The sequence below is a fragment of the Halomonas sp. 18071143 genome, from assembly GCF_019211725.1.
GTDB lineage: Bacteria > Pseudomonadota > Gammaproteobacteria > Pseudomonadales > Halomonadaceae > Vreelandella > Vreelandella stevensii.
In genome coordinates this window covers 3,103,512-3,126,964 of the sequence record NZ_CP078120.1, presented here as the reverse complement: position 1 = coordinate 3,126,964, position 23,453 = coordinate 3,103,512, and the positions used below count along the sequence as shown (strand labels likewise).

Annotated in this window: 20 protein-coding genes and 1 tRNA gene; 13 read left to right on the top strand and 8 right to left on the bottom strand. The window is 60.3% G+C overall.

All coding sequences use genetic code 11. The features are described from left to right. Positions 1 to 15: 15 nt before the first annotated feature. From tgt to KVY02_RS14680, 3 genes are all read right to left on the bottom strand, one after another. Positions 16 to 1,143, bottom strand: a complete 1,128-nt coding sequence (tgt, locus tag KVY02_RS14690; protein WP_016914909.1) for a tRNA guanosine(34) transglycosylase Tgt — start codon at positions 1,141 to 1,143, stop codon at positions 16 to 18. 53 nt (positions 1,144 to 1,196) lie between these two features. After that, positions 1,197 to 2,228: a tRNA preQ1(34) S-adenosylmethionine ribosyltransferase-isomerase QueA gene (queA, locus tag KVY02_RS14685; RefSeq protein WP_218313804.1), complete on the bottom strand. Its 1,032-nt coding sequence runs from the start codon at positions 2,226 to 2,228 to the stop codon at positions 1,197 to 1,199. Between the two features lie 115 nt (positions 2,229 to 2,343). Continuing rightward, positions 2,344 to 3,285 carry a LysR family transcriptional regulator gene (locus tag KVY02_RS14680; protein ID WP_218313803.1) on the bottom strand — a complete coding sequence of 314 codons (942 nt, stop codon included), beginning with the start codon at positions 3,283 to 3,285 and terminating at the stop codon, positions 2,344 to 2,346. A 147-nt stretch (positions 3,286 to 3,432) separates the two neighbouring features. Here KVY02_RS14680 and KVY02_RS14675 point away from each other — a divergent pair, with 147 nt between their 5' ends. The 13 genes from KVY02_RS14675 to KVY02_RS14615 all read left to right on the top strand — a co-directional run bounded on the left by KVY02_RS14675 (position 3,433) and on the right by KVY02_RS14615 (position 17,267). Beyond that, positions 3,433 to 4,926: a M81 family metallopeptidase gene (locus KVY02_RS14675; RefSeq protein ID WP_218313802.1), complete on the top strand. Its 1,494-nt coding sequence runs from the start codon at positions 3,433 to 3,435 to the stop codon at positions 4,924 to 4,926. Positions 4,927 to 4,984: 58 nt separating this feature from the next. After that, the gene (locus tag KVY02_RS14670; protein ID WP_218313801.1) at positions 4,985 to 6,595 is read left to right on the top strand and encodes an ABC transporter substrate-binding protein; all 1,611 of its coding nucleotides are present in this window, start codon (positions 4,985 to 4,987) and stop codon (positions 6,593 to 6,595) included. 96 nt (positions 6,596 to 6,691) lie between these two features. Next, positions 6,692 to 7,633 (top strand): ABC transporter permease, encoded by a 942-nt coding sequence (locus tag KVY02_RS14665; protein WP_218313800.1) that lies wholly within the window; start codon positions 6,692 to 6,694, stop codon positions 7,631 to 7,633. Beyond that, positions 7,633 to 8,526 carry an ABC transporter permease gene (locus KVY02_RS14660; protein ID WP_218313799.1) on the top strand — a complete coding sequence of 298 codons (894 nt, stop codon included), beginning with the start codon at positions 7,633 to 7,635 and terminating at the stop codon, positions 8,524 to 8,526. Before KVY02_RS14665 ends, KVY02_RS14660 begins: the two co-directional genes overlap by 1 nt. After that, positions 8,523 to 10,190 (top strand): ABC transporter ATP-binding protein, encoded by a 1,668-nt coding sequence (locus tag KVY02_RS14655; RefSeq protein WP_218313798.1) that lies wholly within the window; start codon positions 8,523 to 8,525, stop codon positions 10,188 to 10,190. Before KVY02_RS14660 ends, KVY02_RS14655 begins: the two co-directional genes overlap by 4 nt. A gap of 26 nt (positions 10,191 to 10,216) precedes the next feature. After that, a complete protein-coding gene (locus KVY02_RS14650) occupies positions 10,217 to 11,386 on the top strand; it encodes a M20 aminoacylase family protein (protein WP_218313797.1) in 1,170 nt (389 codons plus the stop codon). 75 nt (positions 11,387 to 11,461) lie between these two features. Continuing rightward, positions 11,462 to 11,548: transfer RNA gene (locus tag KVY02_RS14645), tRNA-Leu, on the top strand. A gap of 181 nt (positions 11,549 to 11,729) precedes the next feature. Then, positions 11,730 to 12,086: a RidA family protein gene (locus tag KVY02_RS14640; RefSeq protein WP_039180261.1), complete on the top strand. Its 357-nt coding sequence runs from the start codon at positions 11,730 to 11,732 to the stop codon at positions 12,084 to 12,086. A 119-nt stretch (positions 12,087 to 12,205) separates the two neighbouring features. Further along, the gene (locus KVY02_RS14635) at positions 12,206 to 12,973 is read left to right on the top strand and encodes a helix-turn-helix transcriptional regulator (protein WP_016914905.1); all 768 of its coding nucleotides are present in this window, start codon (positions 12,206 to 12,208) and stop codon (positions 12,971 to 12,973) included. 225 nt (positions 12,974 to 13,198) lie between these two features. Beyond that, positions 13,199 to 14,143, top strand: a complete 945-nt coding sequence (locus KVY02_RS14630) for an ornithine cyclodeaminase family protein (RefSeq protein ID WP_218313796.1) — start codon at positions 13,199 to 13,201, stop codon at positions 14,141 to 14,143. Between the two features lie 36 nt (positions 14,144 to 14,179). After that, positions 14,180 to 15,211 (top strand): histone deacetylase family protein, encoded by a 1,032-nt coding sequence (locus tag KVY02_RS14625; RefSeq protein ID WP_218313795.1) that lies wholly within the window; start codon positions 14,180 to 14,182, stop codon positions 15,209 to 15,211. Further along, positions 15,208 to 16,314 (top strand): class II histone deacetylase, encoded by a 1,107-nt coding sequence (locus KVY02_RS14620; RefSeq protein WP_218313794.1) that lies wholly within the window; start codon positions 15,208 to 15,210, stop codon positions 16,312 to 16,314. Before KVY02_RS14625 ends, KVY02_RS14620 begins: the two co-directional genes overlap by 4 nt. Then, the gene (locus KVY02_RS14615) at positions 16,311 to 17,267 is read left to right on the top strand and encodes a branched-chain amino acid transaminase (RefSeq protein ID WP_100732016.1); all 957 of its coding nucleotides are present in this window, start codon (positions 16,311 to 16,313) and stop codon (positions 17,265 to 17,267) included. Before KVY02_RS14620 ends, KVY02_RS14615 begins: the two co-directional genes overlap by 4 nt. A gap of 28 nt (positions 17,268 to 17,295) precedes the next feature. On the opposite strand, the gene KVY02_RS14610 is transcribed toward KVY02_RS14615, so the two are convergent. The 5 genes from KVY02_RS14610 to KVY02_RS14590 all read right to left on the bottom strand — a co-directional run bounded on the left by KVY02_RS14610 (position 17,296) and on the right by KVY02_RS14590 (position 23,415). Further along, positions 17,296 to 18,405, bottom strand: coding sequence for a pyridoxal phosphate-dependent aminotransferase (locus KVY02_RS14610; protein ID WP_081136556.1), 1,110 nt, complete (start codon positions 18,403 to 18,405; stop codon positions 17,296 to 17,298). Between the two features lie 25 nt (positions 18,406 to 18,430). Next, positions 18,431 to 19,813 carry an FAD-binding oxidoreductase gene (locus tag KVY02_RS14605; protein WP_081195285.1) on the bottom strand — a complete coding sequence of 461 codons (1,383 nt, stop codon included), beginning with the start codon at positions 19,811 to 19,813 and terminating at the stop codon, positions 18,431 to 18,433. 132 nt (positions 19,814 to 19,945) lie between these two features. Next, complete coding sequence (locus KVY02_RS14600) at positions 19,946 to 21,598, bottom strand: ABC transporter ATP-binding protein (protein ID WP_218313793.1); 1,653 nt, start codon at positions 21,596 to 21,598, stop codon at positions 19,946 to 19,948. A 9-nt stretch (positions 21,599 to 21,607) separates the two neighbouring features. Further along, positions 21,608 to 22,441 (bottom strand): ABC transporter permease, encoded by an 834-nt coding sequence (locus KVY02_RS14595; protein WP_016914894.1) that lies wholly within the window; start codon positions 22,439 to 22,441, stop codon positions 21,608 to 21,610. Beyond that, positions 22,438 to 23,415, bottom strand: coding sequence for an ABC transporter permease (locus KVY02_RS14590; protein WP_081136550.1), 978 nt, complete (start codon positions 23,413 to 23,415; stop codon positions 22,438 to 22,440). Before KVY02_RS14590 ends, KVY02_RS14595 begins: the two co-directional genes overlap by 4 nt. Between the last annotated feature and the right edge of the window lie 38 nt (positions 23,416 to 23,453).

The following is a 23,453-nucleotide window of genomic DNA, read 5'->3' as shown; positions in this document are numbered from 1 at the left end:
GGTGGCGGTTAGTTATCAGGTTTCAGGTCCCGCAAGGGGAGGCACCGGCAAGCCGCGCCGTGCATAGAAGCCTTCCACAAAGGTCGTCAATGTACCCGCTTCGATTGCCGCGCGCAAATCAGCCATGACGCGCTGGTAGTAGCGCAAGTTATGGATGGTGTTGAGCATCGAGCCGAGCATTTCGTTGCAGCGGTCCAGGTGGTGCAGGTAGCCACGGGAAAAATTCTGGCAGGTGTAGCAGTCGCACTCTTCATCCAGCGGACGCGTGTCGAAGCGGTGCTTGGCATTGCGGATCTTGACGATGCCGTCCGAGGTGAACAGGTGCCCGTTACGCGCATTGCGGGTCGGCATGACGCAGTCGAACATGTCCACGCCGCGGCGCACGCCCTCGACCAGATCCTCGGGCTTGCCGACCCCCATCAGATAACGCGGGGTGTCGTCGGGCATCCAGGTGGGCAGGTAGTCGAGGACCTTGATCATCTCTTCCTTGGGCTCACCCACCGACAGGCCGCCGATGGCCAGGCCGTCGAAGCCAATGTCCAGCAGCCCCTTGAGTGAGCGTTCGCGCAGTTCGGGGTACATGCCGCCCTGAATGATGCCGAACAGCGCCGAAGGCGAATCACCGTGTGCCGTGCGTGAGCGCTTGGCCCAGCGCAGCGACAGCTCCATCGACTTCTCGGCCTCTTCGAAAGTGGCTGGGTAGGGGGTGCACTCATCGAAGATCATCACCACGTCAGAGCCCAGCGAGCGCTGCACGGCCATGGACTCTTCCGGTCCCATGAACACTTTGCTGCCGTCCACCGGCGAGCGGAAGTGCACGCCCTGCTCGGTGATCTTGCGCATCTCGCCCAGCGAGAAGACCTGAAAGCCGCCTGAGTCGGTGAGGATCGGCTTGTCCCACTGGGCGAAGTCGTGCAAGTCGCCGTGGGCTTCGATGACATCGGTGCCCGGGCGCAGCCAGAGGTGGAAGGTGTTGCCCAGGATGATTTCCGCGCCAATCTCTTTCACCGACTCGGGCGTCATGCCCTTGACGGTGCCGTAGGTACCCACCGGCATGAAGGCTGGCGTCTCTACCGTTCCCCGTGGGAAGTGAAGGCGGCCCCGGCGCGCACGGCCGTCTTCCGCAAGGCGCTCAAAGCGCATAAAGCATTCGTTTCGCATCACAGTCGCTCGTTGATCTATCGGGTGGCACAGCGCTAGCGGGTGAGCAGCATGGCATCGCCATAGCTGAAGAAGGCGTAGCGCTCTTCTACCGCCGTGCGGTAGGCGTGCATGATGTGGTCATAGCCTGCAAAGGACGACACCAGCATCAGCAGCGTCGACTCGGGCAGGTGAAAGTTGGTGATCAGTGCATCGACACAGCGCCACTGGTAGCCAGGGTAGATAAAGATATCGGTATCGCCGCTGAACGGGGCGATCTTACCGTCGCTGCTTTTCATGCAGGCACTCTCCAGGCAGCGCACGCTGGTGGTGCCTACCGCCACCACGCGCTTGCCGGCCGCTAGCGTCTCGCGCACTTGCTGGCAGGTCTCCTCGGTCACTTCAATCCATTCGCTGTGCATATGGTGTTCAAGGATATTGTCGACGCGCACCGGCTGAAAGGTACCGGCTCCGACATGCAGCGTCACAAAGGCGCGATTAATCCCTTTATCCGCCAGCGCATCCAGTAGCGGTTGATCAAAGTGCAGCCCCGCGGTAGGCGCCGCTACTGCGCCGTCACGCCGTGCATACACGGTTTGGTAGCGCTCACGGTCGCTCAGCTCATCTTCGCGGGTAATATAGGGCGGCAACGGCATATGACCGTGCTTTTCAAGCAGCGCAATCATCGGCGTATCGCCTAAAAAACGCAGCTCAAACAGCGCGTCACGACGGCCTTCTACAATGGTGTGAATATCACCTTCGAAAATTAGCTCGGTGCCTGGCTTGGGTGATTTGCTGGAACGGATATGCGCCAAGCCACGGTGGGCATCCAGCGGGCGCTCAAGCAGCATCTCTACTTTGCCGCCGCTGGCTTTGTGGCCGTGCAGGCGTGCGGGAATCACACGGGTGTCGTTAAACACCAGTAGATCGCCCGGCTCCAAAAGCGCAAGCAAATCAGGGAAACGACGATGCTCAAGCGCGCCGCTCTGGCCATCCACGCACAGCAGACGGCAGTCACTACGCTGTTCAGAGGGGTAGCGAGCAATTAACTCATCGGGTAGTTGATAATAGAAATCAGAGCGTTGCATGGGGGGTGGAAATGTTTCGCCAGGAGAGTGAAGAGAACCGAGCATCATACCCGGTGAAAAATTCAACATAGGATACGCGACTACTGGTTTGAAGTCAGGCGTATCACTCAGGGATTCATAGCGTGGTGCTCGAAAATGGGTAAATCCGGCAGATTTCGTTGATTAATCGAGAGGCTGCGAGCGATAGCGGGCGGTGCTGCCGTACAATCAAATGCGATTCGGCCTCTATAAATACCGGGTGGGCGATGGGGATGGCGACGAGCTGGCCGCGTGCAAGTTCATGAATGAGCGCCACTGCTGGCATAAAGGTGACGGCGTGGCCTGCGCTCACATACTGCTTAAGGGTGGCTAGCGAGTTGCTGACTAGGCTAGGCGTAAAGTGGCGTTTATCGATTATTTCCACGGTATCGACTAGCTGACGCAGACCATATCCCTTGGATATTAACCCCAGTGGGTATTGGAGAATATCGTCCAGTGAGAGTGGTGAAGGCAGCTGATTCAGGGGGTGGTCAGGGTGCATGACCGCGCATACCGGTTGGCGAGCCGAGGCGATCGATTTAACCCCAGGTAGTAGGCGCGGAGAGTAGGCGAACCCTATATGCGCATCGCCTTCCAGCACGCGTGTGACGACCTGATTGACGCTCGCGTGTGTCACTTCAAAATGCAGTTTCGGGTGTTGCTGGGAAAAATGATTGACTACTTCGCTCATCAGCGTGGCGCTGTAGCCCTCGCTAATCGCTAATCGAAGCGATCCTCGGCTGAGGTTGTCGAGCTCGGAAAAATCACTCAACAAGGCAGATTCTGCTGCTTGGCGCTCTCGATAAAAATCAAGCAGTAACTCCCCCGCTTCGGTGGCACGTACACCTCGCCCATGCCGTTCCAACAGCCTTACCCCCAGCTCCGCTTCCAGGCGTGCGATTTGACGGCTGATGACGGAGGCTTCGATATCCAGTTTGTCCGCTGCCCGGCGGATTGAGCCTTGCGTCATCGCCTCAAAGGCGTAGCGCATTCGACGCGAATTAAACCCTTCATTATTCAGCGGTGCGTGAGATGACATGCCAGATACCGGTGGTTGGGAAGCAGTGTTGCTCAAAGGGCAACGGTTTCATAATGCATCGGTCATTGCTTGTCTGTCTATGCCACGCCTAGAGTGAAAAATATGTGACTGCTGCACTGCGTCATATACTTAAGTCTAGGAGAAGGGATGAACATTCTGATCGCGGGTTTCCAGCATGAAACCAATACTTTCGCACCTACCAAAGCTGACTATGCGAGCTTTGTTCAAGGGGGAGGTTTTCCCGCGCTATGTCGAGATGAAGCTTTACTTGAGCTTGAAAAGGTAAATATACCGATTGGTGGATTTATCACGGCAGCCTTAGCGGAGGGGCATCGGGTGTTACCTGTGATATGGGCCGCAGCAAGCCCTTCGGCACATGTTACTCAAGAGGCCTTCGAGCGAATCGCTGGCGAAATAACCGCCGCCGCGTCGTCAGCTACTTTTGACGCTATTTATCTCGACCTACACGGCGCAATGGTTTGTGAACATCTCGCTGATGGCGAGGGCGAACTGTTGGCTAGACTGCGGGAGATCGTGGGCAGCGAATTGCCGATAGTGGCTAGCCTTGACCTGCACGCCAATGTTACCCAGCGCATGCTTGAAGCCGCGACCGGCCTGGTGGCCTTTCGCACTTATCCACATGTGGATATGGCTGAAACGGGCGCCCTTACAATGGGGCTGCTTAAACGCATCTTCGATGGCGAGCAATTACACCTCGCGTCGCGGCGAATTCCTTTCCTTATTCCTATCTCTGCTGGCAGTACCTTTCTTGAACCCGCTCAGAGTGTCTATCACGGGCTTGGCGAACATGACCAGCGCAGTAACGGCGTGTGTTCATTTGCTGCTGGCTTTCCCGCAGCGGACTTTGCTGAATGCGGGCCAGTAGTTTGGGGGGTTGGGCCTGATCGTGAGCTATTAGAGACTCAAGTGGCGCAGCTTGCTGATGAAATCGTCGCTCTTGAAGCGCGCTGGCAAGTCCCTTTCCTGACGCCTAAAGAGGCCGTTGCTGAAGCGATGCAGCTTGCGAGTGGTGAAAGCCGACCAGTGGTTATTGCTGATACTCAGGACAACCCGGGTGCCGGGGGCGATGCAACCACCACCGGTATGCTTCGTGCGCTGGTGGAAGCTGATGCACAAGGGGCTGCCTTGGGCTTGATCTGTGACCCTGAGGCGGCAGCCAAGGCGCATGCAGCAGGTGAGGGCGCGCGCATTTTGCTTGCCTTAGGCGGTGAGCCGAGCGTTGGCGATGCATCCGTAGACGCTGAGTTTGAGGTGGTTCGGCTAAGCGATGGTCGCTGCCGTTACGACGGTCCCATGATGCACGGTAATCAGGTCGAACTTGGCCCCAGCGTGCAGTTAAGAGTCGGTGGCGTTTCGATCCTGGTAACCAGCCGCAAGACACAGCTGCTTGATCGCAATCTGCTGCGCATGGTGGGCATTGAACCAGAGACAAAAAAAATATTGGTATTAAAAAGCTCTGTCCATTTCCGCGCCGATTTTCAGCCGATTGCTTCGGCCATCTTGATCGCAAAATCCCCTGGCCCAATGGCGGCCGACCCCAGCGAGTTGCCCTGGCGCAACCTGGCTCCAGGTATGCGTACTCGCCCGATGGGGGAGCCTTTTGTTTCTCCTGTGCAGTGAACTTCGTCCTTATTGGCCACGAAGAGTGGTTCCACTAAAAAGAAAAAGAGGTGTCGCAATGCAACCCAAGGCAATAACGAAATCAACGTCTGGTATGGCGCGTACTCTGCTTAGCACGGCGCTGCTTGGATTGGGCGCTATTACCCTGGCCGCCGAGACACAGGCGCAAACCGTCAACGCGGTGATGCACTCGGGGGTAAGAATTATTGATCCAATCCTCACCACGGCGCATATCACCCGTAATCACGGCTATATGGTGTTCGATACCCTGCTTGGCATGGATGAAGAGTTTCAGCCGCAGCCTCAGATGGCCGATTGGGAAATATCCGACGATGGCATGGTGTACACCTTCACGCTGCGCGACGGGCTCACTTGGCACGATGGCGAGGCAGTCACCGCTGCCGATTGTGTAGCTTCGCTTGAGCGTTGGGCAAAGCGCGATTCCGGTGGATTGATGTTAATGAATCATGTCGAATCGCTTGAAGCCAGCGATGAACGTACCATCACCCTGACCTTATCTTCGCCGTTCAGCTACGTGCTCGAACTGCTTGCCAAACCCTCCTCTGTACCGGCCTTTATGATGCCTGAAAGGTTAGCCAGTACGAGCCCCGAAGAGGCGATACCCGAGCAGATTGGTTCCGGGCCGTTCCGTTTCGTCGCTGACGAGTTTCAGCCCGGCAATCGGGTAGTTTATGCCAAATTCGAGGAGTACGTGCCCCGTGATGAGCCGCCAAGTTGGACGGCGGGCGGCAAAGTGGTCAATGTGGATCGCGTTGAATGGATCACCATGCCTGACCAGCAAACTGCTATCAACGCGCTAGGAAGTGGGGATATCGACTTCATTGAACAAGTGCCACTCGATTTGCTGCCGCTGCTTGAAACCAATGACGATCTAACCCTTGAAACACTGAGCGTGATGGGCAGCCAAACCATGGGGCGGATGAACTTCCTTTACCCTCCTTTCGATGATGTACGCATTCGTCAGGCGGCGATGCTGGCAATGAATCAAGAGGATGTTCTGGCTGCGCTGATTGGCAACCCCGACTACTACGAAGCCTGCGGCTCCTTCTTCGGCTGCCAAACCCCCTTGGGTAGCGACGCGGGTACCGATACTTGGATGGCCACTGGCAATCTTGAACGGGCTCGAGAGCTGCTGGAAGAGGCGGGCTATGACGGCACCCCAGTGGTGATGTTACAGCCTACCGATGTGGCCACCGTTTCGCCCCAGCCGGTGGTGGCTGCCCAGGCTCTGCGTCAGGCCGGTTTCAATGTTGAGTTGCAGCCAATGGACTGGCAGACACTGGTAACGCGGCGTGCCAGCCAAAGTGAGCCAGCGGATGGGGGCTGGAATATGTTCTTTACTAACTGGATCATTCCTGAAGTGTGGAACCCTATTGTCAATCCAATGCTGAACGGTCAAGGGCGTGAAGGAGGTTTCTTTGGTTGGCCTGAAGATGCAGAGTTGGATGCCATGCGCCTGGATTTCGCCATGGCGGGAAGTGACGAAGAGCGGGAGCGCATCGCAGAAGCTATCCAAGTCCATGCGCTTGAACAGGTCATCTATGTGCCGTTAGGCGACTATCGCTCGGTCTCTTCCTGGTCTAACCAACTCGACGGCGTACTCAAGGGGCCGGTGCCCGTGTTTTGGAACCTGACTAAGAGCGAATAAGATTTTGCCAGTGTGCGGTTGTTAAGTTCGTAATTAAGCCTGCGCACTGGCCTTGTTATTCGACCATGTCTATCCACAACACATAGCAGGCGCCGCATGTTCGCTTACTTTATCCGTCGTATTTTAGCCTCGATCCCAGTAATGCTGGTGGTGGCACTGTTTGTCTTCTTGCTGCTACGCCTCTCGCCGGGCGACCCGGCAGCCATTATTGCTGGGGATATGGCGAGTCCTGCACAGCTAGCCAATATTCGCGCTGCATTAGGGCTCGACCAGCCGCTGCATATCCAGTTCTTCGTTTGGCTTGGCGAGCTGGTGCGCGGCAATTTCGGTACCTCGTTGATTTCACAGACCCCGGTGCTAACCATGATCGGGCAGCGCCTCGAACCGACCTTAAGTCTGGCGGTGGTGGCGATGTTGTTGACTGTGGTTATTGCGATTCCGCTCGGGGTCATCGCCGCCTGGCGCCATGGGCGCTTTGTCGACAACTTCGTGATGTCGGCTTCGGTGGTGGGATTTTCGGTACCCGTATTCGTTATTGGCTATTTATTGATTCAGCTGTTTGCCCTTGAACTGCGCTGGCTGCCGGTACAGGGCTTCCGAAGCCTTGGCGATGGCCTCGGTCCTTTCGCTAGCCGCATTGTGCTGCCAGCGCTAACACTCTCTTCAATCTATATTGCGCTGATCGCGCGCATGACCCGTGCCAGTATGCTTGAGGTGCTCGACGAGGATTATATCCGAACCGCCCGCGCCAAAGGGCTTACCGAGCGTGCGGTGCTCTTCCGCCATGCGTTGCGTAATGCTGCGGTACCGATCATCACCGTGATCGGTACTGGCTTTGCGCTAATGATTTCCGGGGTAGTGGTCACTGAGAGCGTGTTCAATATTCCCGGCTTGGGGCGGCTGATTGTGGATGCTGTGCTGGCCCGGGACTATCCGGTGATTCAGGCGCTGATTCTGCTGACTGCCGGCGTCTACGTGATTATCAATCTACTGATCGATCTCTCCTACGCGATCACCGACCCGAGGATTCGCTACTGATGTACGCCTCGCACTCCAATCCTATCTTAGTCCCCGAAGGTCGCGGCGTTAGTCGACTGCTGTCGCGGCTAAGCCAGACTCGTCCGCGGGGAGTTACTCTGGTCGCTGGCGGTGTACTGATAGTTATCATCGCTATTGCCCTGTTTGCTCCGTGGCTTGCTAATCATGACCCGCTGACGTTATCACCGGCTAATCGCCTGAAGCCCATGGGTAGTGAGTTCTGGCTTGGCACTGATGCCTATGGCCGTGATCTCTACTCGCGCATTATTTACGGTGCCCGTGTGTCTCTGGTGGTTGGGCTCGGGGTGGCCGTCACGAGTGTCGCTATAGGCTTGCCACTAGGTTTGCTGGCGGGTTATTTCCGTGCCCTGGACGCAATACTCATGCGCATTATGGATGGGTTGATGGCAATCCCTGGCATCTTACTAGCGATTGCCATTGTCTCACTGACCAGCGCCACACTATGGACAGTGATGATCGCCATTATGGTGCCTGAGATCCCCCAGGTAGTCCGCTTGGTACGGTCGCGGGTGCTGGCTACGCGAGAGGAGGCATTTGTCGAAGCCGCCATACTGATGGGGACCTCCACCCCAAAGCTGTTATGGCGACATTTAATGCCTAGCACCCTTGCCCCGCTGATTGTGCAGGGCACCTATATATGCGCATCAGCCATCCTAACCGAAGCCATCCTCTCTTTCTTGGGGGCCGGTATCGGTACGGAAACACCTTCTTGGGGCAATATCATGTCCGAAGGGCGGGTTTACTTTCAGTTAAAGCCCTCACTGATCTTCTGGGCTGGATTGCTGCTCTCGGCCTGTATCTTGTCAGTCAACCTGCTGGGTGATAGTGCCCGCGACGCGCTTGACCCGAAGATGAAGCGGAGGATGTCATGATGACTGACGCCCCGATACTTGAGGTTGAAGAGCTGGTGGTGGAGACCAGCGGGCGCAAACCCACGCGTATTCTGGATACTATCTCATTCACCATCGGTGCAGGCGAGACACTGTGCCTGGTGGGGGAGAGCGGTTCGGGTAAGTCGGTCACGTCACTGGCCACCATGGGACTGCTGCCCCCCGGCGCGCTGGTCACTCGCAGCGGGCGTATTCGGCTTGCCGGGGAGGATGTGCTTGCTGCTTCTCCCGCACAGTTACGAGACCTGCGCGGGCGGCATATGGCGATGATCTTTCAAGAGCCGATGACCGCGCTTAATCCGGTGCTCAGTGTCGGGCGCCAGCTTGACGAAGTGCTGTGCCAGCACACCTCGAAAACTGCTCAGCAGCGCCGCGCCCGAGTTCTCGAAGTGTTTGAACAGGTTCACCTTCCTGACGTTGAGCGTATCTATACCAGTTATCCGCATCAGCTCTCTGGTGGTCAGCGTCAGCGCATCATGATCGCTATGGCGCTGCTGCTTAAGCCGAAGTTGTTAATTGCTGACGAGCCTACCACTGCGCTGGATGTGACTACCCAGCACCAGATTCTGGCATTGATTAAGGAGCTCCAGCGCGAGCATGGTACCGCGGTGTTGTTTATCACCCACGACATGGGCGTGGTGGTGGATATCGCTGACCGGGTATGCGTGATGCATCGCGGCCAGTTGGTTGAGAGTGGGCCCGTAGGCCAGGTACTTGGTAGTCCACAAGAGGCTTATACCCAACGCCTGCTTGCCGCCGTGCCCAGCTTGGTGCCACGTGAGCCCAGGGAAGCTGTCAGCAATAAAACGGTTCTGGAAGTACAGTCGCTGGAGAAAGTGTTCAACGCTAATCAGGGTATGTTGCGCTGGCTGCGTAAACCCACACCGCCGACCCGTGCCGTGGATGATGTCAGCTTTGTGCTTAAACGTGGGCGTACGTTAGGTATTGTCGGGGAATCGGGCTCCGGCAAGTCGACCCTGGCGCGCTGTGTGATGCGCCTGATTACCCCCACGGGCGGCAATATCAGGGTCAGCGGTAAGCAGATTACTGAACTGCCTAAATCGATGCTCAAGCCGCACCGCAAGCGCATCCAAATGATCTTCCAGGACCCTAACCGCTCGCTAAACCCGCGTATGACGGTGGGGCAGAGCCTAATTGAAGGGCCGACCAATTACGGTACGCCGCGCCGCGAGGCCCTGGCTCGCGGGCGCGAACTGCTCGAGCTGGTGGGGCTGCCGGTTGATGCCATTGACCGCTACCCTCACCAGTTCTCTGGCGGTCAGCGCCAACGTATTGCCATTGCTCGGGCACTGGCCATGGAGCCTGAGGTGATCGTCGCTGATGAGGCAGTCTCGGCGCTGGATGTTTCGGTGCAAGCCCAAGTGCTGGCGCTACTCAATGAGATACAGGCTCGTCTTGGTATAGCTGTGCTATTTATAACCCACGATTTACGTGTTGCCGCGCAGATTTGTGACGATGTACTGGTGATGCAGCGTGGCCGCCTAGTCGAGTACGGCCCGGCGGCACAGGTGCTTGGTAAGCCCCAGGCTGAGTATACAAAACAGCTGATGGAGGCGGCCCCAGGGCGAGGTTGGGATTTCGCAGCTGGAGTACCTATGGCGCAGCCCATTAACGCCTTTTCATAACGCTTGAATAGACTATGGAGAATACGATGACCACGATTGCTCGCATTGAAGAGTATGGCGATGAGCTGCGCGCCATCCGTCACGATCTGCACGCACATCCTGAAATTGGCTTTGAAGAGCAACGCACCTCATCCATCGTCGCTCGTTTGCTGAAAGAGTATGGTGTCGATGAAGTTCACACCGGGATTGCCGTCACTGGCGTGGTTGGCTTGATACACGGCCGCCATGGGCAAGGTAAACGCATCGGGCTTCGCGCCGACATGGATGCACTGCCCATGGAGGAAGAGAGTGGGCTCTCGTTTAGCTCACAAACACCTGGACGTTTTCATGGCTGTGGCCATGATGGGCACACCACCATGTTACTCGGCACCGCCCGCTATCTTGCCGAAACCCGCAACTTTGCGGGCACCGTCGTGCTTATTTTTCAGCCCGCGGAAGAGGGACTGGGCGGCGCTCGTCGAATGATTGCCGAAGGGCTTTTTGAGCGCTTCCCCTGTGATGAAATCTATGGCCTGCATAATTCTCCTCTGCATGGGCCTGGCGAAATCGCGCTATGCCCTGGCCCCGCCATGGCTGGTGCCGATTTCTTTGATATCACCGTGACCGGACGCGGCAGCCATGGGGCGATGCCGCACTACTCCCGCGACCCTGTGATAGTCAGCGGCACTTTGATTCAAGCGCTGCAAAGCATCGTCAGCCGTAATATCAACCCCCACGACCCAGTGGTGCTCTCAATCACCCAGGTGCACTCTGGCTCGGCTTATAATGTTATTCCCCAGACAGCCACCTTGGCAGGCACCGTAAGAACCTTTTCCGACAGCGTGCGCGAGCAAACCCGTGAGCGCATGCGTACGCTGGTTGCAGGCATTGCGGCGAGCTATGAAGTTGATATCGATATCGACATTCGCGATGTGTTCAGCGTGCTGGATAACGCACCCCTGCAGACAGAGCTACTCGCTGAGGCTGCCCGCGAAGTGGTCGGGCATGAGAATGTCAGCACTGATAACAAACCATTGATGGGCAGCGAAGACTTCGCCGACATGCTCAAGGTTGTCCCTGGTGCCTACTGCTGGGTGGGCCACAGCGGCAATATCCCGGTGCATAACCCGGCCTTCGTACTCGGCGACGATATTCTGCCGATTGGGGCCAGCCTATTTTCAAGACTGATTGAAAAACGGCTGTCGCCCGGTGCATGAATTTTTACGGATCTAGCTGATAACCACATGCTTTTATTGACGCGAGGAATAGTGTCTGTATAATTCGCCTCCATTGCCGGTATGGCGGAATTGGTAGACGCAGCGGATTCAAAATCCGCCGCCTTTACGGGTGTGCCAGTTCGAGTCTGGCTACCGGCACCAAACATGAAGGGCCTGACGTTCAACGTCAGGCCCTTTTTGGTTTGGTACGCGGCTTGCAGCTGAAATTTAATTTTATGCATAGGGCAACTCGTCAGCTCTTTATGGTAAATATATTGTTTTGAAACGTTAGAAACCATCATAGGGCAGAGTAATAGCCCCCAATGTCGCGGGAGACAACCCCATGGGCGTGACCTATCACGAAAGCAATGCGCGTATGAGCCAAGTGGCTGTTCATAACGGAACCGTCTACCTCGCGGGCCAGGTGCCGGCCGATGCCACGGTGGGCATGCGTGGCCAAACCGAGCAGGTGCTGGCGCGTATCGATGAGCTGCTGGCGCAGGCGGGCACTTCCAAAGAGCACCTGATCTCTGCGCAGGTATGGGTCACCGACATGGCCGAGTTCGCAGAAATGAACGAAGCGTGGGAAGCCTGGGTAGTACCGGGTCGTCCGCCGGTGCGCGCTGCGCTGGAAGCCAAGCTGGCCAAGCCCGAGTGGAAAGTGGAAATCATGGTCATCGCGGCACTGCCCGACGCCTGATCGGTTGCTTCAAGGCTGTCACGAGGGGGCGTTAACCGAGCGTTAACGCCCCCTCGATTTTTCTTTCGTGATCGTTTTATAGTGAAGCTTCCTTCTCACACTTCCCGAACGGTACGGTCATGGTCCAGTTCGAGCTGCATAGCCGCAATCTGGCGCAAGAGCAGGTGGCGCACACCCACGATTTTCACCAGTTGATACTGGCCACGTGTGGCGTGACGGAACTGTCCATGGAAGGCCAGGGGGAGCGGGTGACCGCTCGCCGGGGCTGCTTGATCCCTTCGTCACGCCATCACGAGTATCAGGGCGATGGCAGCAACCGTACCCTGGTGCTGGATATCCCCGTGCAGCACCTGGCCACGCTGGAAAAGGGCAGTGAGATCGAGCGGCTATTCGATAAACCGCGCTTCTTTACCGTTCCCCCCGCTTTGAACCAGCTCACCCATGCGCTGGCCCATCAGTTGGATCAGTGTCCAGCCCTGCAAAACGAAATTGCCGCACTGTTACTGCGGGCGCTCTACATGTACCTGCAGGATGCACCGCTCCAGACGGCAGCCCAAATGGGCGCGCGCTGCATCAGTGAGCGGCTGGACTTGGAGCGCCTGGATGCCTGGCTCGATCAGCACCTGGCCGATGACATTCGTGTCGAGCAGATGGCCGCACTATGCGCCTTGAGTCCCGGCCACTTTCATAGCTGCTTTCGTGAGCTGACCGGGGTGACGCCGCTGGCCTATGTGCAGCGCAGGCGGCTGGAGCATGCGCGCACCCTGGTACGCCATAGCGCCATGAGCCTTGGCCATATCGCCATGTTGGTGGGTTTTCGCGATCAGGGCAGCTTTTCCCGCGCCTACCGTCGTTACTTCGACATTTCCCCTTCGTCGGATCGCTAGCGTCTGAAACCTCGGCCTACCTGACTTACGGGCAAACTTGCCAGAGTCTCGGGCAAGCAACCGTTGCTGCATCGTCGTAGTCTCAAGAGAAGTTCGATGACTCTGGAGAGCGCTGATGCTACCACCCTCGTTTTATCCCCATACCCACACGCGCGCGTTGGCCTTTGCTACCCATCGGGTCATTGTGCAAGGCCTCGTCGCCTGTCACCTGCAGGGGGAGTGGGCATGAAGGTCATTTCTGCCAAGGAAGTCGAGCAGTGTTTAGCCTGGCCAGGCCTGATCGAGCGCCTGCGCCACACCTTCGTGAACGGGGTGGAGTCGCCACCGCGCCACCATCACGCCATGCATCGGCCGGATGGCGAAGCCACCATGCTGCTGATGCCCGCCTGGGAAGCCGCAGGCTATATCGGGGTGAAGATGGTCAACGTGTTTCCGCAAAATGCCGAACACGGCCTGCCGGCCATTTCCGGCCTTTACCTGCTCAGCGAAGGCCAACACGGCCAGCCGCTGGCGTGCATCGATGGCAGCGAACTGACCCGCCGCCGCACCGCCGCTGCTTCTGCGCTGGCGGCTCAGGTGCTGGCCCGGGAAGACGCCGAAACGCTGCTGGTGGTGGGTACCGGCAAGCTGGCCCCCATGGTGATCGAAGCCCACGCAAGCGTCAGGCCCATCAAGCGCGTGCTGGTCTGGGGGCGTAACCCCCACAAGGCAGCCGCCATTGCCGAAGAGTATGCAGACCGCTTCGATACCCAGGTCGTCGACACCTTGGCCACCGCCGTGGCAGAGGCCGACATCGTCAGCTGCGTGACGCTCTCCACCCAGCCCATCATCCGGGGCGAGTGGCTGACCCCAGGCACGCACCTGGACCTGATTGGCGCTTTTCGTCCACAAATGCGCGAAACCGATGCCGAGTGCCTGCGCCGTGCCCAGGTATTCGTGGATACCTACGCGGGGGCACAAGGCGAGGCGGGGGACATCCTGCAGGCCATCGAAGAAGGTGCCTTCCAGTTCGAGGAGATCCAGGCGGAGCTGGCCGACGTCTTGCGTGGCGAGAAGCCCGGGCGCACCAGCCCGCAGGCCATCACGCTGTTCAAGTCGGTGGGCGCCTCTCTGGAAGATTTAGCCGCGGCGATCGAGCTCTGGGAGTCGTTACCCGCTACGCTGAAGTAGCGCTTGCTAGCTCCAAATGGCCAAAGGACGGTGACCATGAAGTGTTTTTATCATCCTGATCAGGCGCTGCATGCGCCGCCCACTTTCCTGCTGCGTGGCCAGCCGGCGCCTTCCCCGGAAGGGCCGGTGCGGGCCGAGCTGCTCACCCAAGGGTTGGCAAAGGTGGGCCTGGCGCTGGTGGCCCCGGGCGCGTCGGACTCGCCCCAGCTGCGCCAGCGGCTGGCGCAGATTCATACGCCGCGCTATCTGACCTTTCTGGAAACGATCCATGCCCGCTGGCAGGCGTTGCCCAACGCCGCCGCGCTGGTGGCGCCCAACATTCACCCCTGCGGCGGCGGCCACCACTACCCCCGCCACCCCATCGGCCAGGCGGGCTGGCACCTGCACGACATGGCTTGCCCGCTCAGCGCCACCAGTTTCCAGGGCGCATTGGCCTCGGCGGCCACCGCAGAAGCAGCCGCGGAAGCCGTGTTGGCACGGGAGACGGTGACCTATGCACTGTGCCGCCCACCCGGCCACCATGCCGGGCCTGAGCGGGCAGGCGGCTTTTGCCTGCTGAACAACTCGGCGCTGGCCGCGACCGTGCTGCGCGAACGCTTTGCCAGAGTGGCGATCATCGATGTGGATTTGCACCACGGCAACGGCACCCAGGACATTTTCTACGCCAGAAACGATGTATGGACCGGTTCCCTGCACGCCGACCCCAACGACTTCTACCCCTTTTTCTGGGGCGGGGCTGACGAAGAAGGCAGCGATGACGGCGTGGGCGCCAACGTGAACCTCCCCCTGCCGGTGGGCAGCGACGGTGAGGTCTATCTGGACGCGCTGGCGATTTTGATCGATCACTTGCAGCGTTTCGAACCGGATGCGGTGGTGGTCGCTCTGGGGCTGGATGCCCATAAGGAAGACCCGCTGGCCGGTTTGAACGTGGAAACCGAAGCGTTTATCGAGGTAGGCAAGCGTCTGGCCGCGCTGTCGCTCCCCATGGTGATCGTGCAGGAAGGCGGCTACCCCACCGAACAGCTCAGCGCCAACCTGGCGGCCTTCATGGAGGGGTTTAACGCATGAGCGGTACCGGCTTCTACTGGCACGAACGCTGCTTCTGGCACGACCAGGGGGCCATCGGCGTGTTCTCGGCGCCGGGTGAGTTCTTGCAGCCCCAGGCCGCCTCGGAAAGCCCCGAAAGCAAGCGGCGGCTGAAAAACATTCTGGAAGTCAGCGGGCTGATCGACGAGCTTTACGTGGTCAAGCCGCCCGCCGCCACGCTGGAAGACCTGCTGCGCTTTCACACGCCGCGCTACCTGGAAGAACTTCAGGCAGGCGATGCGGCAAGGGGCGGTAACGGCGGCGACTGCGCGCCCTACATGCCGGGCAGCTGGGCCGCCGCGACCCACTCGGCGGGCTTGGCCATCGCCGCCGTAGACGCCGTCGCCCGGGGCGAAGTACGCAACGCCTACGCGCTGTGCCGCCCGCCGGGCCACCATGCCGAAGCCGATCAGGGCCGTGGGTTCTGCCTGTTAGGCAATATTCCCGTGGCGGTGATGCGTGCTCAGGCGCTGGGCCAGGCCAGTCGCGTGGCGATACTCGACTGGGACGTACACCACGGTAACGGCCAGCAGGCTGCGTTCTATCGCGACCCGAACACCTTCACCATCTCAATACATCAGGCAGCCAACTACCCGCTGGAGAGCGGCGCTTTCGAAGAGCAGGGGGAGGGCGCTGGAACCGGGGCGAATCTCAACCTGCCGCTGCCCCCCGGGTGTGGCCTGGGGGCCTATGCGTATGCCATGGAAAGGCTGGTGCTGCCTGCGCTGGAAGCCTTCCAGCCCGATCTCATCATCGTTGCCTGTGGCTACGACGCCTGTGCCAAGGACCCGCTGGGCAAGATGCTGCTCAACAGTCAGGCCTTCGCCACCATGACGGCGCAAGTAAAGGCCGTGGCGGAGCGCTGCTGCGCTGGCAAGCTGGTGATCGTGCACGAAGGCGGCTACTCCGAAGGCTACGTGCCGCTCTGCGGCCATGCGGTGATCCAGACGCTGGCGGGCAGCACGACCACCGTGTTCGACCCGCAAAATGACGAAATCGCCGCTTGGGGTTATCAGGCGCTGCAGCCGCACCAGCAGGCATTGATCGATAACTGGCAACGACAGTGGGAGCAAACCACCCGATGACACCTCTTCATGATCGAGACGGCTGGATCTGGCAGGACGGCCAGTGGCTTGCCTGGCGAGATGCCAGGGTTCATGTGTTCACCCATACGCTACATTACGGGATGGGCTGCTTCGAGGGCGTGCGGGCCTACGCCGGTGCGCAAGGCCCGTGCCTGTTCCGGGTGGAGGAGCACACCCGCAGGCTCGTGGACAGTGCCCACGCGCTGGATATTCCGCTGCCGTTTCGTGAAGCCGAGCTGATCGATGCTCAGTGCAAAAGCATTACCAAAAACGGCTTGCTGGATGCCTACCTGAAGCCCACCGTGTTTCTTGGTTCAGAAGGCCTCGGGCTGCGCGCCCAAGGGCTGACCACCCATGTGATGATCGCCGCCTGGGATTTGGGGCCATACCTTTCACCGCAGGCCGCGACCCATGGATTGCGTGCCTTGACCTCTTCCTGGGCGCGCCACCATGTCAACATCAGCCTGTGCCGCGCCAAGACCAGCGGCCACTACGTGAATTCGATGCTGGCGCTCAACACGGCGGTCAAGGCCGGGTTCGATGAGACCATCATGCTCGACCCCGAAGGGTACGTGGCCGAGGCCTCGGCGGCGAATGTCTTCCTGCTGCGCGATGGCGTGCTGCACACCCCGGAAGTCACCTCTTGCCTGCAGGGCATCACCCGAGACAGCGTCATACAGCTGGCCCGCGACGTGCTGGGCATCGAAGTGAAAGAGCGGCGTATCACCCGCGATGAGCTGTACACCGCCGACGAAGCCTTCCTGACCGGCACTGCTGCCGAAATTCTGCCGCTCAGGGAGCTGGATGGACGACGCATCGGCCATCGTGCCGAAGCACCGCCGCCCAGCGAGCCGATACCTGCCCACAGCGTCACGGCGCAGCTGCAGCAGCTCTATCGCCAGGTGGTACGCGGCGAGCTGGAGGCCTACCAGCACTGGCTGACCCCGGCATGAGAGGGGAATGGCGCCGGGGCCTGCGCGGCTAGCCGTGCTGTCGAAGCGCCTTTTCCAGCGCCGCCAACCTGCCCGGCTGCAGTGCCTCTTCTACCGCCGTGATGCGAATCACGTTGGCCAGTTGCGGGTGAGCAAGGCGGGCCACCAGCACGCCATCGTCCAGCAGCTCCTGATGCACGGCGGCGGCCAGCTCGGCGCTGGATAGGCGGATGCCGACGAAGTTGGTGGCGCTGGGCAGCACGTCTGCCCCCAGCGCCGTGAAGTGCAGCGCCAGCTGTTCACGGCGCGCTTTGACATCCGCAATATGCTGCTGCACTTCCTCGGGGTGGTCGAGCACGACCTCGGCGGCGGCCTGGGTGAAGGAAGAGACCGCGTAGTGAATACGCACTTTCATCATCATCGCCAGCACGTCGGGCTCGGCAATTGCGTAGCCAATCCGCATGCCCGCCAGGCCATGGGCCTTGGAGAGCGTGCGCAGGCGAATCACCCCCGGCAGCGCCTGGCCCAGGAACTCACTTCCCGCATCGTCACGAAAATCCCCGTAGGCCTCATCCAGCAGCAGCCAGCAGTCGTTGGGGAGCGCCTGGCGAAACTTGAGAATGGCGCTATCGCTGTGCAGGTGGCCGCTGGGGTTGTCCGGGTTGGCCAGGTACACCAGCCGCGCTTGCTCCTGATGGGCCGCTGCCGCCAGCGCTTCCAGATCGGGGGCGAGCACGCCAGGCGCTTCATGGTAGCTGGGCTCGACCAACCGGCAGCCCTGGCCCTGGGCAAAGTACCCGAAGGTGGGGTAGGTGCCTGCGGTACTCACCACGGCCTCGCCCACGCTGCAGGTGGTGCGCAGCGCCAGGGCGATCAGGCTGTCGGCACCGGCGTCCACCAGCAGGTGGTCAAGGGGAATGTCTTGCTGGGCGCTGATGCGCTGGCGAACGCCCAGCGCTTCGGCATCGCCATAGCAATACACGTGTTGTGCCACGGCATCGCCGAAGTGTTCCCGCAGCGCACGGTGGGGCATGTCCAGCCCCTCGTTGGAGCCCAGGCGGTGAGGGATCTCACGGCCGAGCCGCCGCTCCAGCACCTTGATGCCGGGGAAAGGGTTCACGGGGCCAACGCCCGTCAGGTGGTCGGGATAGCGGGGCATAATCAGGTCCTGATCAGTTCAATGTTCAACGCAATATTTTGTCACGGTTCAGCAGCTTATGAGGGTCGAGTGCCTGCTTGAGGGTATGCATCAGCGCAACCTCCTCTGCCGAGCGGCAGGTCTCCAGCCATGGGCGCTTTTCCAGGCCGATCCCATGTTCGGCAGACACCGAGCCGCCCAGCGCCGCCAGGGGTTGGTACACCAGGGTCTCGACTTCCCGGCGTACCGCTAATTCATGACTGCCCACGCACACCGAAATATGCAGGTTGCCATCGCCCAGGTGGCCAAAGACCACGAGCCGGGCATCGGGCCAGCGCTGGGTCAACTGGTGCTCCAGGGCATCGGTGTAGCGCTGCATATCGGCAATCGGCAGGCTGACATCGAACGTCAATACCGGGGTCATGGCCTTGACCAGGCCTTCGATGTCTTCACGAATGGCCCACAGGCCGTCTCGCTGCGCCGCTGATTGAGCCAGCACCGCATCGACGATCAGCTCGTTCTCCAGCGCGCTCTCCAGGGCCTCACGGAACTGGGTCGTATTGCGCTCGGCATCGCTGCCCAGGGATTCGATGATGACATAAAACGGATGGCTGGTGGCAATGGGGGGCGTGTGGCGTCCCGAGGTTTCCGTCAGCAGGCGGTAATGGTTCTGCCACATGACCTCGAAAGCCCCCAGGCTACCGCCCAGCGCCTTGCCCATGTGGCGGAGCAGGGCCGTCAAGGCCTCGAACGAAGGGCAGGCCACCAGCGCGGTTTGTTCGCTGGGCGTGGGCGGCTGCAAGCGCAGCACCGCGCGGGTCACGATACCCAGCGTGCCTTCACTGCCAATGAACAGCTGCTTGAGATCGAACCCAGCATTGTTTTTCAGCATGCGGTTCATGGAGCTCATGATACGGCCATCGGCCATCACGGCTTCCAGCCCCAGCACCTGCTGGCGCATCATGCCATAGCGGATCACCCGCACGCCCCCAGCGTTGGTGGCGATATTACCACCAATCGTGCAACTGCCCCGGGCACCCAAATCCAGCGGGAACTGCAAGCCCGCGTCGCTGGCGGCCTCCTGTACCCGCTGCAAAGGGGCACCGGCCTGGACGGTCAGCGTACCGCCAACGTGGTCGATCTCTTCGATGGCGGTCATGCGCTCCAGTGAAATCACCAGCTCCTCTTCGCTGGCGTCGGCGCCGTGCACCAGCCCGGTCAGCCCGCCGTGGGTCACCACCGGCTGCCGGACCTCGTGGCAAGCGCGCATCACCTCGGCCAACGCTTGGGTGCTGGCCGGGCGCACGATGGCACCGGCAAGGCAGGGAGCGCCGGTCATCCAGTCGACGCGGCGGCTACGCACATCGTCTCCGGTGAGTACGTGCGCAGGGCCGACGATGGCGCGAAGCGCCTCCAGGGTAATCTGCATGCCTGTTTCCTTACGTGACGTTCCATCGTTGTGTGAATAAAGTGTTTGAAGACAGTTGTTTGAAGACAGTGGTGTGAATCAAGACGTATAAATCAACGCCGATGAACCAGCGTGTGACGCATCAAAGGCTAATCAGGCAGACGCGGCGGCAGGCGCTTCGCGCCCCGGAATCGCATCGAGCAGCGAACGGGTATAGGCCGCCTGGGGGGCCATAAATATCTGCTCGGCGCTGCCTTGCTCGACGATGCGCCCATGCTGCATGACGACGATGCGATCACAAATCTGGGCGGCCACCCGCAAGTCGTGGGTGATGAACAGCAGTGACAGCGACAGCCGCTGTTTCAGCGATTCCAGCAGCTCCAACACCTGCGCCTGAATGGAGACGTCCAGCGCAGAGACCGCCTCATCGGCCACGATCAATTCAGGGTTGAGCGCTAGCGCTCTGGCAATGCCGATGCGCTGGCGTTGGCCGCCTGAAAACTCATGGGGGAAACGCGTCACGGCACTGGCACCCAGCCCCACCAGTTCCAACAGCTCACCGGCCTGGCGGAGCGCGTCGGCCTTCGGAGTGCCGTTGGCCATGGGGCCTTGAGCGATGGCCATGCCGACCCGGGTGCGCGGGTTCAAGGACGCATAAGGGTCTTGAAAAATCATCTGCACCCGGTGGCGTTCGCGGCGCAGCGCGCTGCCGTTCAACTGCGAAAAATTGACCCCATCCAGCAGCAGCTCGCCATTATCCGGGTGCTCCAGGCGCACCACGCAGCGGCCAAGGGTCGATTTGCCCGAGCCGGACTCGCCCACGATACCCACCGTCTCGCCTTTGGCCAGCGTCAGCGATACGTCATCCAGCGCGCGCACTTCCCGAGTGGCCTTGAACCAGCCACCGCGTGAACGAAACACCTTGTTGAGCCCCTTGATCTCCAGCAGGGGCGCCGAGGTGGCAGGTGCCCGGTGCGGGGGAAGGGCGTTGCTGGGAATGGCGGCGATCAAGGCCTGGGTATACGCATCCTGCGGGTTCTCCAGCACATCACGGGCGTTGCCGATTTCGACGATGCGGCCATGGCGCATGACGCAGACACGGTTGGCGATTTCCGCCACCACGCCAAAATCGTGGGTGATGAACATGACGGCCATGCCACGCCGCTGTTGCAGGTCACGAATCAGCGCCAGAATCTGCGCCTGGGTGGTCACATCCAGCGCCGTGGTGGGCTCATCGGCAATCAACAGCACCGGTTCGAGCGCCAGCGCCATGGCAATCATCACCCGCTGCCGCTGCCCGCCGGAAAGCTCGAAGGGGTAGGCGCTGATGGCCTTCTCTGGCTGCGGGATACCCACTTCCACCAGCAGTTCCAGCGCCCGCGCCTGGCGCTGCCGGGGGCTGAGCTGGCCATGGGCCTCGAACACTTCGGCAATCTGTGCGCCCACGCGCATCAAGGGGTTCAGTGCTGTCATTGGTTCCTGGAAGATCATGCCGATCTTCAGGCCGCGCAGCGTTCGGTGCTGCTTTTCGCTCAGGGCCAGCAGGTTCTGGCCTTCGAACGTGACGCTGCCTTGCACGGGGCGAACGCCCTTGGGCAGCAGGCCCATGACCGTGTTGGCGGCCATGGACTTGCCCGACCCGGACTCCCCGACCACGCACATGATCTCGCCACGGTTGACGCTATAGCTGACATTCTCCACCGCCAGCGGCCGGTCTGCGCCTTTGGGCAACGCCACGCTCAAGCCTTCGATCTGTAGTACGGCGGGCGCCTCGTCCTGGCCAGCGGGTTGCACGACATCGTTCATGGCAGGCTCCTAACGCTCACGGGAAAGTTTGGGGTTCAGCGCATCGTCCAGCCCTTCACCGACCAGGTTGAGTGCCAGAACGGTCAGCAGAATGGCCACGCCAGGGAAGAAGCTCAGCCACCATGCCTGGCGAATCACGGTTCGCGCGGCACCGATCATGTAGCCCCAGGACATGACGTTCGGGTCGCCCAGCCCCAGAAACGAGAGCGACGACTCCAGCAGAATCGCCGTGGCCACCATGAGCGAGGCCAGCACGATGATGGGCGAGAGCGTATTGGGCAGGATCTGGCGCAGGATGATGGTGGTATTGGACTGGCCGACCAGCCGAGCGGCCTCGACGTACTCCCGGTGGCGCAGCGACATGAACTCCGCCCGCACCAGGCGGGCCACGGGCGGCCAGCTTACCAGGGCAATGGCCAGCACGATGGAGGTCACGCTGGGCTGCATGATGGCCACCAGCACGATGGCCAGGGCAAAGTTGGGGATGGTCTGGAAAAACTCGGTGATGCGCATCAGCACGTCATCGATCCAGCCACCGTAATACCCGGCAATGGCCCCCAGCGGCACGCCAATCAGCAGGGCCACGCTGGTGGACACCAGGCCAATCAGCAGCGATACCCAGGCGCCATGCATCAGGCCTGCCGCCACGTTGCGGCCCATGGTGTCGGTGCCCAGGGGAAACCCCTCCTGCGAGAACGGCGGCAGGAAGGGGCGCTGCACCATGCGCCAGGGCGATTCGGGAAACAGCAGCGGGGCAAGAAGGGCCATGGCGATGATCACCAGCAGGATGACCAGCCCCACCAGCGCCCCGCGGTTCTGGGCGAAACGTGCAAAAAAGCTCATGAGGCCCCCTTGATGCGCGGGTCTGCCAGGCGATACACCAGATCGGTGAGAATGTTGAACACGATCACCAGCGCCGCAGAGAAGAAGAAAATACCCAGCAAGAGGTTGTAGTCACGCTGTTGCAGCGCTTCGAACATCAGCCTGCCGATGCCGGGCCAGGCGAACACGGTTTCGGTTAGGATCGCGCCGCCCACCATTTGCCCGGCCTGCAGGCCCGCCAGCGTGATGATGGGAAGCAGAGCGTTGCGCAGCACATGGCGGCGCTGGATGACGCCCGGCTTGAGCCCCTTGGCCCGGGCCGTTTTGACATAGTCCTGCTGAGCGGCATCCAGCATGGAGGTGCGCGTCATGCGGGTGTAAATCGCCATGAAAAAGAGCGCCAGGGTCGTGGCAGGCAGCACCAGATGTTTCGCCACGTCCAGCGCCAGGGCCAGCCCGGTATGGCCAGCGCCCACGGTGTACAACCCATAGGCAGGCAGCCAGCCCAGGTACACCGAGAACACCACCACGGACATCAGCGCCACCCAGAACAGCGGCGTTGCGTAGAACACCAGTGCCAGCGCCATGATCAGCGAGCCCGACGGCTTCTTGGCTCTGGCCGCTGCCATGGAACCGGCAATGATGCCCAGCACCAGCGAGAGCACAAAGGCGGTGCCGGTGAGCAGCAGCGTGGCGGGCAAGCGCGCCATGATCAGGTCGAAGACGGGCGTGCCCAGCCGGTAGGAGTAGCCAAAATCCAGCATGGCAATGCCGGAGACGTAGCGCCATAGCTGCACGTAGATAGGCTGGTCGAGGCCGAAGCGCACGCGCAGCTGGTCGAGAAACTCCTGGTCGGCGGCACCGGCTTCCCCGGCCAGAATGGCCGCTGGGTCGCCGGGGGCCATCTGAATCAGGAAGAAGTTGAAGATCACGATCAAAAACAGGACGATCACGGCTTTGAATAGCCGCATGACGATCAATCGGGCATATAACATGAGCATATTCCTGACATAGCTGAAACACCCGGGTCGCC